We start from the raw sequence: 13,530 nt of genomic DNA, 5'->3' as shown, positions 1-13,530 counted from the left end.
CGCTCAGTCCCAGAGGAGAGCGCGGCGCAGGCGGTCCGCCTCCTCCGCAGCGTCGGGCACGACCTGCGCGAGCCCCGTGCCCGCGAGCCAGGCGCCCACAGCGGCCAGTCCTGGCACGGCCTGCACGGCCTGACGCGCTGCGGCACGCCGCTCCCCCGAGCCGATGATCGACGCGGGTTGCGCCTGCACGAAGCGCCCACGATGACCCGCCACGACCTGGGCGGGCGACAGCGGGACGCCCAGGAGCGCCGAGGCCTCCCGACGGGCGAGGTCGATCGCGGCATCGTCCTCCAGCGCCGCGGTGGCCGCCGGTTCCCCCTGCGCACCGAAGGAGACGCGGACCACCTCGCGGTCGCCCGCGGCCTCCCGCACCCACGACCACTTCGCCGTGGAGTGTGTGAGCGCCTTCGCCGTGTGGCTGTGCGGAACGGTGAGCACGCCGGTGCCGCGGGGCGGGGTGCGCAGCGCGGGCGCGGCGAGCAGCAGACTGATGATCTCGATCTCGGGGGCGGGCGCGGCGTCGGCGGCCGCGAGGGCGGGTACGGCGCCCGCGAGCAGCTCCCGCGCGCCGTGCTCGGAGGTCGCGACGATCACGGCGTCGGCGACGAGCTCCGCCTCCTGGGTCGCCTCCTCCCCCTCGATCGGCTGGTCTGCGGTGGGCTCCTCGACCATGACGCGCCAGGTGGTGCCGTCGGTGGTGAGGCGACGAGCCCGGACGCGAGTACGCACGGTCGCACCGAGTTCGTCGAGGTCGGCCGCGAGGGCGTCGACGAGCACGCTCATGCCGCCGACGAGCCCCTCGACGGCAGCACCGGGGGTCTTCGCGCCGCGCGACGCACCCTCTCCGCGGAGGGCCAGCACCGCTCCGGACAGGGAGCCGACGCGGGTGAGGGCGGCGTTGAGCCCGGGGGCGGCGACATCGATGTCCACGTCGTCCGGGGATGCCGAGTAGACGCCCGTGGTGACGGGGGCGACGAGGCGGTCGCGCACCTTCTCCCCCATACGCGAGGCGACGAGGCGGCCGAGGCTCAGCTGGTGCCCGATCGTGAGCGGCGGGCGCACCCGGTCGAGGTAGGCCCGCCAGGCGCCGGACCAGCCGATGATGCGGCGGACGTCGTCCTGGAACGGATTGCCGGGGATGCCGAGGATGCCGCCGGCCGGGAGCGGAGCCGCACCGCCGCCGGGGAGCCCGGCGAGCCACGCCCCTCCCGCCTGCGGCGTCACGACGCGGTCGGCGAGGCCGAGGTCGTCCACGAGAGCGCGGACATGCCCACCCTTCGTCGCGTAGCTCTCCGCCCCGGCGTCGACGACGACGCCGTCCAGGGCGACCCTGCGGATCGCGCCGCCCAGGGCCTCGGACCCCTCGAGCAGCGTCACCCGCATGCCGACCTTCGCGCACTCACGGGCGGCCACCAGTCCGCCGACGCCGCCTCCCACCACGACGACGTGCTTCTGTGCGGCACGGGCGGCCAGGTCGGCCGGTTCAGCGGGTGCGGGGCGCTCGGGGCTCATGCCTCCATCCTTCCACCGCCCCTGTGCTTCGAATCGCCCGATTGGCCGGATAATCGCCGCGGATGCAGCCAGGTGCGCGATTCGAACGGAGGTCAGGCCCGACTACGCTTGCGGACCTCGCGGAGGACGATCTGCTCGGGGCAGACGGTGGAGAGGAAGTCGCCGACCGAGAGGGCCAGGCGTTCGCCGACGAGCGAGTAGAAGATGCGATTGGCGTCGCGACGCTCGGAGACGAGGCCCGCCTGCCGCAGCACGCTCAGGTGCCGGGAGATGGTCGGTCCGCTCGCGGAGAACCGCGACGCGATCTCCCCGGCGGCGAGCTCCCCCTCCTTGAGGTCCTGCAGGATCTGCCGCCGGGTGGGATGGGCGAGCGCCGCGAAGATGTCGGATGCGCTGTCGGCCATGCTTGCAATATAGCACCTTCGCTAGATACAGTTTCGCCAGATAGCTAATTAGCGAAGGAGAACACCATGAAGGTCGCCATCACCGGAGGCAGTGGATTCGTCGGCCGCGCCCTCGCCGATCGCCTGGAGGAGCCCGTGGTGATCTCCCGACGCTCCGGCACGGACATCACGGACGTCGATGCGCTGACCGCAGCCTTCGCCGGATGCGACGCCGTGGCCCACTGCGCCGGGATCAACCGGGAGATCGGCGACCAGACCTTCCGCCGTGTGCACGTGGAGGGGACGGCCGCCGTCGTCGAAGCCGCTCGCCGCGCCGGTGTCCGACGCCTCGTCATGGTGAGCTTCCTCCGCGCCCGTCCCGACTGCGGCTCCGGCTACCACGAGTCGAAGTGGGAGGCCGAGGAGATCGTCCGCGGCTCCGGACTGCCGCACACGATCCTGAAGTCCGGGATGATCTACGGCCCCGGCGATCACATGGTCGATCACGTGACCCGCGCCGTCCGCACCCTCCCCTTCTTCTGGACGGTCGGCTACCGCGAACGCACCGCCCGCCCTGTCCCGGTCGAGGATGCCGCGGACGTGCTGGTGGCCGCGCTGGAGGGGCGGATCCCGGAGCCGACGGTCGCGGTGATGGGCGCGGACGAGGTGACGCTCGGAGAGGCCATCCGCCGGATCGCCCGTGTCGCCGGACGCCGCCCCGCCTTCCTCCCGGTGCCGACCTGGGTCGTGCGGGTGCTCGCGCAGCTCACGGAGTGGACCATGGTCGTGCCCCTGGTGGCGAAGGCGCAGGCGCGGATGCTCGCGGAGGGTGTGAGCGAGCCGGCGCCGTGGGCACCGGAGCCGCCGGAGGGTATCCGCCCCTCACGACCGTTCAACGACGACAGCATCCGCGCGGCACTGCCCACCGGGCGCTTCGGCCTGTCGGACCTGCGGATGGCGCGCGCGCTTCGAATCGCGTGAATGGCTGCATCTGGGCCGCAGATGCAGCAAAGCAGGCGATTCGAACGGAGGTCAGCCGGCGTGCACGAGCTCGACGATGCGCGTGAGCTGGTCGGGGTCGGTCTCCGGGGGCACGCCGTGGCCGAGGTTGAGGATGTGCCCGCGGGCCGCGCGACCGCGCTCGAGCACGTCGCGGACATGCGCCTCGAGCACCGGCCACGGCGCGCCGAGGAACGCGGGATCGATGTTGCCCTGCACCGACACGTCGGGACCGAGGATCGCGGCGGCCTCGTCGAGGGGCAGCCGCCAGTCGACCCCCACGCCGTCCGCGACGCCGTCGAGCCGCATATCGCCGAGGAAGGGCCCGGTGCCGACGCCGAAGTGGATGGTCGGGACGCCGATGCCGTCCAGAGCCGTGCGGGAGTGCGGTGCCACGAAGGTGCGGTAGTCGGCGGGGCTGAGGGAGCCCGCCCAACTGTCGAAGAGCTGCACGACCGCGGCGCCGGCATCGCGCTGCGTCTCCAGGAACCGCCGCGAGATCTGCGCCAGCCAGCCCGCGAGACGGTGCCAGGCCTCGGGCTCCGCGTGCATCATGCCGCGGGCGCGCAGGTGCTCCTTGGACGGACCGCCCTCGACGAGGTACGCGGCGAGGGTGAAGGGCGCCCCCGCGAAGCCGATGACCGGAGTGTCGCCGAGCTCCGCGACGACGATGCCGACGGCCTCCGCGATGGCGCTGCCGTCCAGGCTCTCCGGGTCGATGGCCGTGATGCGGTCGACGTCCGCGACCGTCCGCACCGGGTTCGCGAAGACGGGGCCACGGCCGGGCTCGATCTCGACCTCCACGCCGGCGAGACGCAGCGGGATGACGATGTCGCTGAAGAACACCGCCGCGTCGACGCCGTGCCGTCGCACCGGCTGGAGGGTGATCTCGGCGGCGAGGTCGGGGGTGAGGCAGGCGTCGAGCATCCTCGTGCCGACCCGCAGCTCCCGGTACTCGGGCAGGGAGCGGCCGGCCTGGCGCATGAACCAGACCGGAGCGGTGGCGGGGCGGTCGCCGGTGAGGGCGCGCAGCAGCGGGGCGTCGGAGAGTGCCATGCCCCCATCCTCCCATCCGGCGTATAGGGAGCAGCCGAGTCCCGGGTTCGGATGCTCGGGTACAATCGAAGGGTGCTGCTGTGTGTGACGGCGAGTCACAAGACCGCCTCCTTCGAACTGCTCGAACGCCTGAGCCGCACCCCCGACGACGTCGCTCCCACCATCGTGGGCATGGCGCCGTGCGTGCAGGGTGCCGTGGTCCTGGCGACGTGCAACCGCTTCGAGGCGTACGTGGAGATGGACGAGCCGGTGACCGCGGCCGGCGCCATCGGCGTGGAAGCCGTCATCGAGGCGGTCGAGTCCGCGACCGGAATCCCCGCTGCCGATCTCGACGGCGCCTACGCCGTGCACTCCGGTCGCCGCGTTGCCGAGCACCTCTTCTCCGTCGCCTCCGGCCTCGAGTCGGTCGTCTCCGGTGAGGGCGAGATCGCCGGCCAGGTGCGCCGCGCCCTCAAGTCCGCCCGGAAGGACGGCACCACCTCCCCCGAGCTCGAGCGGCTGTTCCAGCGCGCGAGCCAGGCGCAGCGCAAGGTCAAGAACGTCACCGCTCTGGGCCGCGCCGGTCGCTCGCTCGTGCGTCTCGCACTGGAGCTCGCTGATAGCCGCATCGCCGACTGGTCCGCCGAGCGCGTGCTGCTGGTCGGCACGGGCGCCTACGCGGCCGTCACCCTCGCGACCCTGCGCGAGCGCGGCGCCGTCGACATCTCCGTCTACTCTCCCTCCGGCCGCGCCGAGATCTTCGCAGCCAAGCACGACATCCGCCCGGTGCCGGCCGAGGAGTACGCGCGCACGGCGGCGCACTCCACGTTGCTGATCACCTGCACCACCGCGACCGAGCCCGTGCTCGGCCCGGAGCACCTGCAGCTGCCGGTCGGCCTCGCCGCCGCGGGCTGCCCCGTCGCCGCGACCAGCGGCACCACCGGGGTCCCGAGCCGGCTGGTGGTCGACCTCGGCATGCCGCGGAACGTCGACCCGGCCGTGGCTGCGCTGGAGGGCGTCGCGCTGCTCGACCTGGAGACCATCCGCCTGCACGCCCCGCTGGAGGAGCTGCAGGCGACGGATGCCGCCCGGAGCGTCGTCCGCGAAGCCGCGGAGACCTTCCACGTGGTCGGTGCCCGCCAGAGCGTGACCCCGTCGGTCGTCGCCTTCCGCTCGCACATCTTCGAGCTGCTGGAGCGCGAGATCGACCGCGCCCGTGCCCGTGGCGACGAGGACGGCAAGGTCGAGCAGGCGCTGCGGCACCTCTCGGGCGTGCTGCTGCACACGCCGACCGTGCGGGCTCATGAGCTCGCCGCCGCCGGTCGCGCGGACGAGTTCGCCGCCGCGCTCGCGACGCTGTACGGGATCACCCCTGCCGCGGACGCGGTCGAGGACGCCGCCACAGCCTGATCCGGCGGGGTGGGAGACTGGAGGCATGGCCCTTCACATCACCGGAGACACCGCCGCCGACGCCCTGCTGACCGAGAACCCGACGGCTCTGCTGATCGGCATGCTGCTGGACCAGCAGATCCCCATGGAGACCGCGTTCACCGGCCCGCTCAAGATCGAGCAGCGGACGGGAGCCGCGGATGCTGCGGCGATCGCGGGCATGGCACCCGAGGAGTTCCTGGAGGCCTTCCGCCAGACCCCCGCAGTGCACCGGTTCCCCGGCTCCATGGCGACGCGGGTGCAGACCCTGTGCCAGGCGCTCGTCGACGACTGGGACGGGGATGCCGCCTCCATCTGGACGCGCCCGTCGACCGACTCGAGCCCTTCGACAGGCTCAGGGGCCCCGCCGAGCGGCGCCGAGGTACTCAAGCGGCTCAAGGCCCTTCCCGGCTTCGGCGAGCAGAAGGCGAAGATCTTCCTCGCCCTCCTCGGCAAGCAGTACGGGTTCACCGGCGAGGGCTGGCGGGAGGCTTCGGCGCCCTACGGCGAGGACGGGTCGTACCGCAGCGTCGCCGACATCGTGTCGCCGGAGTCGCTGACGAAGGTGCGCGAGTACAAGAAGGCGATGAAGGCCGCGGCGAAGGCGGCGAAGTAGTGCAGCCGACCGGGGACGACGTCGCGGGGCTGATCGCCCGCTCCTCCCCGGCCGTGCGTCGCCGTGATGCGGAGACCCTGACCGCTCTCCTGCAGGACATCACCGGGCGCGAGCCGCAGACCTGGGGGTCGATCATCGGGTTCGGCTCCTGCCACTACCGCTACCCCACCGGGACGGAGGGCGACAGCGGCATTCTGAGCTTCGCCCCCCGGAAGGCCGCGACCACGATCTACCTCCTCGACGGGGTGGACGCCCACGCGGAGGCTCTCGGCGCGCTCGGCCCGCACACGACGGGGGTGGGCTGCCTCTACCTCAAGGACCTCGACGAGGTCGACCTCGTCGTGCTGCGCGGAATCCTCGAGCGTTCGCGCGCCTGGGTGGAGTCCGGCGGCGATGCGCACATGCAGCTGACCGTCACGTCGTAGCTCCCCCTCTCCTGCCGCCGAGACCCCGGGTTCCCGCCGAAACCCCGACGTGCGGACGTGCGGAGTCCGGGGTCTCGGCGGGAAGGCGGGGCCTCAGGTGGTGGCCACCCCCTCTTCAACCTGCACGCGCCGTGCGTCCGCCGCGTGACGACGCCACCGCCGGTCGTGCGTCACCGTGACGACGGCGGCGGGGTGGCCCGCGAGAGCGTGCTCGAGCTGCTCCACGAGCTCAGGATCGAGATGGTTCGTCGGCTCATCGAGCAGCAGCAGATCGAACGGCGACGACAGGGCGACCGCGAGATCCAGCCGCCGACGCTGCCCGACGGAGAGAGCCCGCACGTCGCGGTCCACCTCCGACCCGCGGAAGAGCTCATGAGCCAGGAGAGCGTCGTGCGCATCCGCCGGCGGCGTCCCGGTCCGAGCCGCGAAGACCTCGACAGCGGAACCCCGCGGGCGCGTGTCGACCTCCTGCCGGAGGAACGCGATCCGCAGCCCGTCCCCGCGGACGAGCGTCCCGGATGCGGGGAGGAGCTCGCCGGCGAGGAGACGGAGGAGTGTCGTCTTCCCGGCTCCGTTCGGCCCGGTCACGAGCCACCGCGAACCGGCCTCGATCGTCCACTGCGACACGGCGAGCCGTCGTCCCGGTTCGCGGAGGGAGACGGCATCGAGCGTCAGGAGCGGGTCGTCGAGCGGTGCGCGATCCTCTGCCGCGACCGTGAACCGCAGGGGCTCGGGCGGCGCCGGGCACGGGTTCTCCCGCAGCCGCGACAATCTCTCCTTCGCCATGCGGATGCGCCCGACGGCACCGTGGTCGCGGCTCCGCGCCCGGAACGCGCCGTGACCGAAGCCGTCGAGCTCGAGCTTGCGCGGGATCGCCTGCAGCCGGAACGCGTTGGCGGCGAGCAGGGCCTCGGTGCGGGCGACCTCGGCCTTCCACTCCTCGTGGCGCGCGACCGCCGCCCGGCGTTCGGCCTCGCGCGCCCGCAGGAACCCGGCGTAACCATCGCCGTAGCGCCGGATCCGACCGTCCTCCACCTGCACGACAGCGGTCGCGAAACGGTCCAGGAAGTCACGGTCGTGCGTCACGACCACCAGCGCTCCCCGATGCGCCGCGAGACGGTCCTCGAGCCAGGTCAGCGCCCGGTCATCGAGGTCGTTCGTGGGCTCGTCGAGGAGCAGCAGCTCGGCTCCGGAAGAGAGCGCAACCGCGAGAGCGAGCCGCGCCCGCTCTCCGCCCGATAGCGTGGCCACCGATCGCCCGCGGTCCAGCCCGCCCAGCCCGAGCTGTTCGAGGGCGGTGTCGATGCGACGGTCGACCTCGTATCCGCCGCGGGACTCGAAACGGTCCTGCAACAGGGCCACGGCGGCCATCTGCTGCGCACGCTCGGAAGGGGTCGCGGCGGCGAGGAGGTCGTACGCACGGGCGAGGTCGTGCTCCAGCGCGCGGAGGTCGCCGAGGAGCTCGTCGATGGCGTCGGCCACCGTCGCTCCGTCCGCGAACACCGGGTTCTGCCGAGCATGCGCGATCCCGCCGGGAAGGTCGAGCCGCACCTCCCCGGACGTCGGCGCGAGAACACCGGCGAGCAGATCGAGCAGCGTCGACTTCCCGGCGCCGTTGTCGCCGATGACGGCGAGGCGGTCGGCGGGGCCGACGACGAGGTCGATCCGGTCCAGCACGAGTCGGTCGGCGAATCGGACGGAGGCGGCCTGTAGCGCGCACTCGCGATGAGCGCGGGCCGAGGAGTCGGAAGGGGTCGAGAGTACAGGGAACATGAGGGATCCTCTCCAGTGGCGCACGCGCACCGCCGGGATCTGCGTCGATGACGCGGGGAACAGGAACCTCGACCGCACCCGGAGTCGGGCGCGTTCGCTCAGGACCCACCGCGGAGAAGAGCTCTCGACGCGGCGTCCCGATCTAGCGAATCAGAGTACCCACGAGGAGCGACCATAGCAGGGTCACTCCACGCCCGCCAGACCCCGCCTTCCCGGCGAGACCCCGACGTACCCCCGCCCGCGTCCCGGGGTCTCGGCGAGAACCCGGGGTCTCGGCGTCAACGGCGAGGGCGGGAGGAGAGGCGGGAGTGGGCGGCGGGGAGGGCGAAGAGGAGGACGATCGCGAGGACGATGCCGCGGACGATCCAGAGGCCGGGCTCCCAGATCACCTCGTAGTTCCCGGGGAGGCCGAGGAACGCGGCGATGATCGATCCCCACGACGCGCGGCCGCTGCTGTCGGTGTCGATCGAGAGTCCGCCCACGATGCTCAGCACGCCGAGGCTCAGCAGCACGATCGGCATGATGAGGGCGCCGGGCTTCGCCTCCCCGCGCGCGATCAGTCGGATCACCGTCACGAGCGAGACGAGCGGGAACACGAAGAAGAACCAGACGAGGGCGCCGAGCAGCAGCCCCACGACGATGAAGACCGGCACCCAGAGGAGCATCCAGGGGCCTTCGTCGGCGACGAAGTAGTCCGGGTCGCGGAGGATCGCGACGACGAAGCCCGCCAGGGTCCCCAGCGGGAGCACCGCCAGCACCCACCAGAACACGGCCTTCGGGACGCGTTTCCGGTCCCCCAGCCGCGTCATCACGATCTGGATGATGACCGCGGCGGCGAGCGCCGGGAGGCCGAACATCGCGATGATGGGCCCGGCGCCGTCGTTCTCCCGCAGGTCGAGCACCGTGAGGATCATCCACGACACGGCGAGCGCCCCGAGCACGATGGCCGCGACCGGACGCACGGGCGAGGCTTCTCCCCGTGCGCCGGCTCCCCCCGGTGCCGTCACGTCAGGCGCCGCGGAGGCGCTCCGCCAGGTAGGCGTGCAGCTCGTCGATGGGGACGCGCTCCTGCGCCATCGTGTCGCGGTCGCGCACGGTCACGGCACGGTCGTCGAGCGAGTCGAAGTCGACCGTGACGCAGAACGGCGTGCCGATCTCGTCCTGGCGGCGGTAGCGACGACCGATCGCACCGGCGTCGTCGAAGTCGACGGCCCACGAACCGCGGAGTGTGTCGGCCACCTCGCGGGCGAGCGGCGACAGGTTCTCGTTGCGCGACAGCGGGAGCACCGCCGCCTTGACCGGGGCCAGGCGCGGGTCGAGCTTGAGCACGGTGCGGGTGTCGGTGCCGCCCTTGGCGTTGGGCACCTGCTCCTCGACGTACGCGTCGACGAGGAAGGCCATCATCGCGCGGGTGAGTCCGAACGACGGCTCGATCACGTACGGCGTGTAGCGCTCGCCCGTGGCCTGGTCGAAGTACGTCAGGCTCTGGCCGGAGGCCTCGCTGTGGCTGGAGAGGTCGTAGTCGGTGCGGTTGGCGACGCCCATGAGCTCGCCCCACTCCTTTCCCGCGAAGCCGAAGCGGTACTCGACGTCGATGGTGCCGGCCGAGTAGTGCGCGCGGTCCTCCTCCGGCACGTCGAACTGCCGCATGTTCTCCGGGTCGATGCCGAGGTCGATGAACCAGTTCCAGCACGCCTCGACCCAGTGGTCGAACCACTGCGGCGCCTCGGCGGGCGGCGTGAAGAACTCGATCTCCATCTGCTCGAACTCGCGGGTGCGGAAGATGAAGTTGCCGGGGGTGATCTCGTTGCGGAACGCCTTGCCGACCTGGCCGATGCCGAACGGCGGCTTCTTGCGGCTCGCGGTGAGCACGTTCGAGAAGTTCACGAAGATGCCCTGTGCGGTCTCGGGGCGCAGGTAGTAGAGGCCGGACTCGTCGTCGACGACGCCGAGGTAGGTCTTCACCAGACCGGAGAAGGCCTTCGGCTCGGTGTACTGCCCCTTGGTGCCGCAGTTCGGGCAGGGGATGTCGGCGAGACCGTTCTCGGCCTTGCGACCCTTGCGCGCCTCGAAGTCCTCGATGAGGTTGTCGGCACGGAAGCGCTTGTGACACTGCAGGCACTCGACGAGCGGGTCGGTGAAGGTCGCGACGTGACCCGAGGCCTCCCACACGCGCTTCGGCAGGATGATGCTGGAGTCGAGACCGACCATGTCGCCGCGGCCGCGCACGAAGGTCTGCCACCACTGCCGCCGGATGTTCTCCTTCAGCTCGGTGCCGAGGGGTCCGTAGTCCCAGGCCGACCGGGAACCGCCGTAGATCTCACCCGCCTGGAACACGAAACCGCGGTGGCGGGCGAGGGCGATGACCTTATCGAGGCGGGACTGTTCGGCCACGGTGGCTCCAATGGTCGGATGCGGAGAATGCCCGTGAGCACGGGCACCCCCATTCTATCCGGGGCGGGAGCGCAACCCCTGGCTGCGGGACCCGCGGGAGGAGTACCGTCCCACGCATGAGCACCACCGCGCAGCCGCCCGCCTCCCGCGACGAGGACACCCGCTTCTTCGGACAGCCGTGGTCGCTCGTGCACATCTTCGGCGTGGAGATGTGGGAGCGCTTCAGCTTCTACGGCATGCAGGGCATCCTGCTCATCTACCTGTACTTCTCGGTGGCCGATGGCGGTCTCGGCCTTCCGGAGGCGGTGGCGGGCGGGATCGTCGGCGCGTACGGCGGCTCGGTGTACCTGTCCACCATCCTCGGGGCCTGGCTCGCCGATCGGCTGTTCGGCTCCGAGCGGGTGCTGTTCGTCAGCGCCATCGTCATCGTCTCGGGCCACCTCGCCCTCGCCCTCCTGCCGGGATTCGTCGGCGTGGGGGTCGGACTCGTGCTCGTGGCCCTCGGCTCGGGAGGCCTGAAGGCGAACGCGACGTCGGTCGTGGGGACGCTGTACCGTCCGGACGACGTGCGGCGCGACGCCGGGTTCTCGCTGTTCTACCTCGGCATCAACCTGGGCGCGTTCCTCGGTCCGATCCTCACCGGGCTGCTGCAGTCGACCCTGGGCTTCCACTGGGGATTCGGCCTCGCCGCCCTCGGCATGACCCTGGGTCTCGTGCAGTACTCGTTCGGCCGCCGCGGCCTGCCCGCCTCCGCGCGCGCGGTGCCGAACCCGCTCCCCCGCTCGCGCTATCCGCTGGTCGCCGGCATCGCCGTCGGCGCGGTCGTCGTCATCGCGGTGCTCGTGCTGACCGGGGTCATCCAGGCCGACAACCTCGCCACCATCGTGATCGTGGTCACGGTGGTCGCCGCCGTCGCCTACTTCGCGGTGATCCTCGGCAGTCGCCGTATCGACGCCACCGAGCGCTCGCGTGTCTGGGGCTTCCTGCCGCTGTTCCTCACCAGCGTCGCGTTCTGGTCGCTGTACCAGCAGCAGTTCACGGTGCTGACGATCTACTCCGACAAGCGCCTCGACCGCGATCTGTTCGGGTGGGAGATGCCGGTGTCGTGGGTGCAGTCGATCAACCCGGTGTTCATCATCATCCTGTCCGGGGTCTTCGCGGCCATCTGGACGAAGCTGGGGACGCGTCAGCCGTCGACCCCCGTCAAGTTCGGGCTGGCCGCGATCATCATGGGCTCCGCGTTCCTGCTGTTCCTGCCGTTCTCCGGCGGCGGTGCGAACTCGACGCCGCTGCTCGCGATCGTCGGCATCCTCTTCGTGTTCACGGTCGCCGAGCTGTTGCTCTCGCCCGTGGGGCTGTCGGTGACGACGAAGCTCGCCCCGGCCGTGTTCCACACGCAGATGGTCGCGCTGTTCTTCCTGTCGATCGCCCTCGGCACCGCCATCTCGGGCGAGCTCGTGAAGTTCTACGATCCGGAGAACGAGGTGCCGTACTTCTCGATCCTCGGCGGCATCGCGATCCTCGTCGGCATCGGACTGCTGCTGAGCGTGAAGCCGGTGCTGCGGCTCATGCGGGGCGTGCGGTGACGGCCCCGGCGATCACGCGGTGAAGAGGTAGCCCCGGCCGGTCTCGAAGCCCGCGATGTGGAGGCCGCTGCCGAGCAGCCCCTCCATCTGCGCGCGCAGCCGCAGCCGCCACTCGTGCGCGGCCGCCGGGTCGGACTCCCGCATGCCCTCGATGTCGTCCGGGATCTCCAGCGTCTCGACGACGGCGTCCTCCGCCGGGGGCTTGGCGATGTCCGCGAGCGCCCATTCGACGTCGAGGCGGTCGCTCTCGTCGCCCGCGTCGCCGCCGCCGAAGATGCCGTACCGGTTCACCGAGTAGCCCGTGGCGCGCGCGCCGAGGACGGTGAGGAAGAAGTGCGCGTTCCGGGCGACCAGCGGGTCGAAGGTCCAGGTGATGCGGCCGACGTCGCGGGAGAACGCCCACTGCCGCTGGTGCTCCTTGAGCTCACGGCCCCATCCGCGCCCCCGGTACTCGGGCAGCAGAGCCGTGATGTGCGAGTGCATGGCGCGACGGGCCGGTTCGCCGAAGAAGGCGATCGAGGCGCCGACCATGCGCTCCTCGTCGCCCTCGCCGTCGAAGAAGCCGACGACGTAGTTGCCCGACTGCTGCAGGGCACGGAGGGTCCCGGCGTCCACCACGCGCTGCGGGCCCCGGATGGAGTCGAGCAGGCTCTGGGCGTCGAGGATGAGTTCAACGGTGTCGAGATCGCGGATGGTTCGCACGATCCCAGTCTGCCCCTCCTCCGCCCGTTCGCGGAAACCGACTCCGGCTCACCGGTACGGGAAGGCCTCGCCCCCACCCGCGGCGAGCGCCTCCGCGACGATGCGGAGGTGTTCCTCGGCCATGTCCGCCGGCAGCGGCGGCAGGATCCCGTCCCAGAACGCGAGCACCGCGCCGCGGCCCTGCATCATCCCGGCCGGACGACCCAGCGCCCACAAGTGCATGTGCGCGGAGCCGTCGTTCCAGCGCCCGAAGTGACAGCGGGCGACGCCGGGGATGCTCTTCACCGCCTCGGACACGCGCTGCATCAGCGGCCCGAGGGCGGCGAGCACGTCCTGCGGCGCGTTCTCCAGGAGCCAGTGCTCGCGCGGTGCGACGCCGCCGATGAAGGGCAGACCGCCGACGTCCCACCCGGCGCGCACCTGCCAGAGGTCGTCGTGCCAGATGGTGTGCACGCTCGGACCGCAGTGGCCGCACGCGGCCGGATCGTGCTCGCCGGCGCGGGGCTTCTCCGGCACGAGCATCGGCTCGAGCGGCCGCATCGTGACGCTCTCGAACGCCCAGGGCAGCCCCTCCGCGAGCGCCGAGGCGTCGAGCACCTCGCCGATCGGGAGCCGGCGGTGGTACGCGGAGTCGGCGGGGTGCTGCGCGGGCGCGGAGTCGTCGGTCATCCGGCCAT

Annotated in this window: 13 protein-coding genes; 5 read left to right on the top strand and 8 right to left on the bottom strand. The window is 71.7% G+C overall.

Annotated elements, in window-relative coordinates:
* Positions 1-3 precede the first annotated feature (3 nt).
* Both AC2W7E_RS12465 and AC2W7E_RS12460 read right to left on the bottom strand, forming a co-directional pair.
* The gene (locus AC2W7E_RS12465; protein ID WP_485989245.1) at positions 4-1,512 is read right to left on the bottom strand and encodes a protoporphyrinogen/coproporphyrinogen oxidase; all 1,509 of its coding nucleotides are present in this window, start codon (positions 1,510-1,512) and stop codon (positions 4-6) included.
* 92 nt (positions 1,513-1,604) lie between these two features.
* Positions 1,605-1,916 (bottom strand): metalloregulator ArsR/SmtB family transcription factor, encoded by a 312-nt coding sequence (locus AC2W7E_RS12460; protein ID WP_029989796.1) that lies wholly within the window; start codon positions 1,914-1,916, stop codon positions 1,605-1,607.
* Positions 1,917-1,982: 66 nt separating this feature from the next.
* On the opposite strand from AC2W7E_RS12460, the gene AC2W7E_RS12455 reads away from it, so the two are divergent.
* The gene (locus tag AC2W7E_RS12455; protein ID WP_485989244.1) at positions 1,983-2,876 is read left to right on the top strand and encodes an NAD(P)H-binding protein; all 894 of its coding nucleotides are present in this window, start codon (positions 1,983-1,985) and stop codon (positions 2,874-2,876) included.
* Between the two features lie 51 nt (positions 2,877-2,927).
* Here the strand turns inward: AC2W7E_RS12455 and hemE are convergent, their stop codons facing one another.
* Positions 2,928-3,950 carry a uroporphyrinogen decarboxylase gene (hemE, locus tag AC2W7E_RS12450; protein ID WP_315106504.1) on the bottom strand — a complete coding sequence of 341 codons (1,023 nt, stop codon included), beginning with the start codon at positions 3,948-3,950 and terminating at the stop codon, positions 2,928-2,930.
* A 72-nt stretch (positions 3,951-4,022) separates the two neighbouring features.
* Between hemE and AC2W7E_RS12445 the strand changes: the two genes are divergently transcribed.
* From AC2W7E_RS12445 to AC2W7E_RS12435, 3 genes are read left to right on the top strand one after another with little or no spacing between them, the layout of a single operon-like run.
* Complete coding sequence (locus AC2W7E_RS12445) at positions 4,023-5,339, top strand: glutamyl-tRNA reductase (protein ID WP_366215678.1); 1,317 nt, start codon at positions 4,023-4,025, stop codon at positions 5,337-5,339.
* Positions 5,340-5,364: 25 nt separating this feature from the next.
* On the top strand, positions 5,365-5,973 hold the full coding sequence (locus AC2W7E_RS12440; protein ID WP_485989243.1) for an HhH-GPD-type base excision DNA repair protein: 609 nt from the start codon (positions 5,365-5,367) through the stop codon (positions 5,971-5,973).
* A complete protein-coding gene (locus tag AC2W7E_RS12435; RefSeq protein ID WP_303709909.1) occupies positions 5,973-6,398 on the top strand; it encodes a DUF1801 domain-containing protein in 426 nt (141 codons plus the stop codon). The genes AC2W7E_RS12440 and AC2W7E_RS12435 overlap by 1 nt, the downstream gene beginning before the upstream one ends.
* Positions 6,399-6,491: 93 nt before the next feature.
* Here the strand turns inward: AC2W7E_RS12435 and AC2W7E_RS12430 are convergent, their stop codons facing one another.
* From AC2W7E_RS12430 to AC2W7E_RS12420, 3 genes are all read right to left on the bottom strand, one after another.
* On the bottom strand, positions 6,492-8,171 hold the full coding sequence (locus AC2W7E_RS12430; RefSeq protein WP_485989242.1) for an ABC-F family ATP-binding cassette domain-containing protein: 1,680 nt from the start codon (positions 8,169-8,171) through the stop codon (positions 6,492-6,494).
* Positions 8,172-8,449: 278 nt separating this feature from the next.
* On the bottom strand, positions 8,450-9,133 hold the full coding sequence (locus AC2W7E_RS12425) for a hypothetical protein (RefSeq protein WP_025104882.1): 684 nt from the start codon (positions 9,131-9,133) through the stop codon (positions 8,450-8,452).
* A 46-nt stretch (positions 9,134-9,179) separates the two neighbouring features.
* Positions 9,180-10,565 carry a glycine--tRNA ligase gene (locus AC2W7E_RS12420; RefSeq protein WP_025104883.1) on the bottom strand — a complete coding sequence of 462 codons (1,386 nt, stop codon included), beginning with the start codon at positions 10,563-10,565 and terminating at the stop codon, positions 9,180-9,182.
* 116 nt (positions 10,566-10,681) lie between these two features.
* On the opposite strand from AC2W7E_RS12420, the gene AC2W7E_RS12415 reads away from it, so the two are divergent.
* Entirely contained in the window at positions 10,682-12,151 is a 1,470-nt protein-coding gene (locus AC2W7E_RS12415; RefSeq protein WP_025104884.1) for a peptide MFS transporter, read from the top strand.
* Between the two features lie 12 nt (positions 12,152-12,163).
* On the opposite strand, the gene AC2W7E_RS12410 is transcribed toward AC2W7E_RS12415, so the two are convergent.
* Complete coding sequence (locus AC2W7E_RS12410; protein ID WP_025104885.1) at positions 12,164-12,853, bottom strand: GNAT family N-acetyltransferase; 690 nt, start codon at positions 12,851-12,853, stop codon at positions 12,164-12,166.
* Positions 12,854-12,901: 48 nt separating this feature from the next.
* Positions 12,902-13,522, bottom strand: coding sequence for a hypothetical protein (locus AC2W7E_RS12405; RefSeq protein WP_126894237.1), 621 nt, complete (start codon positions 13,520-13,522; stop codon positions 12,902-12,904).
* Positions 13,523-13,530: the final 8 nt, after the last annotated feature.

It is taken from the genome of Microbacterium sp. CFSPD4_SD4 (genome assembly GCF_057364585.1).
The sequence above is the reverse complement of the archived record's forward strand: the minus strand, read 5'-3'. Positions and strand labels throughout refer to the sequence as shown.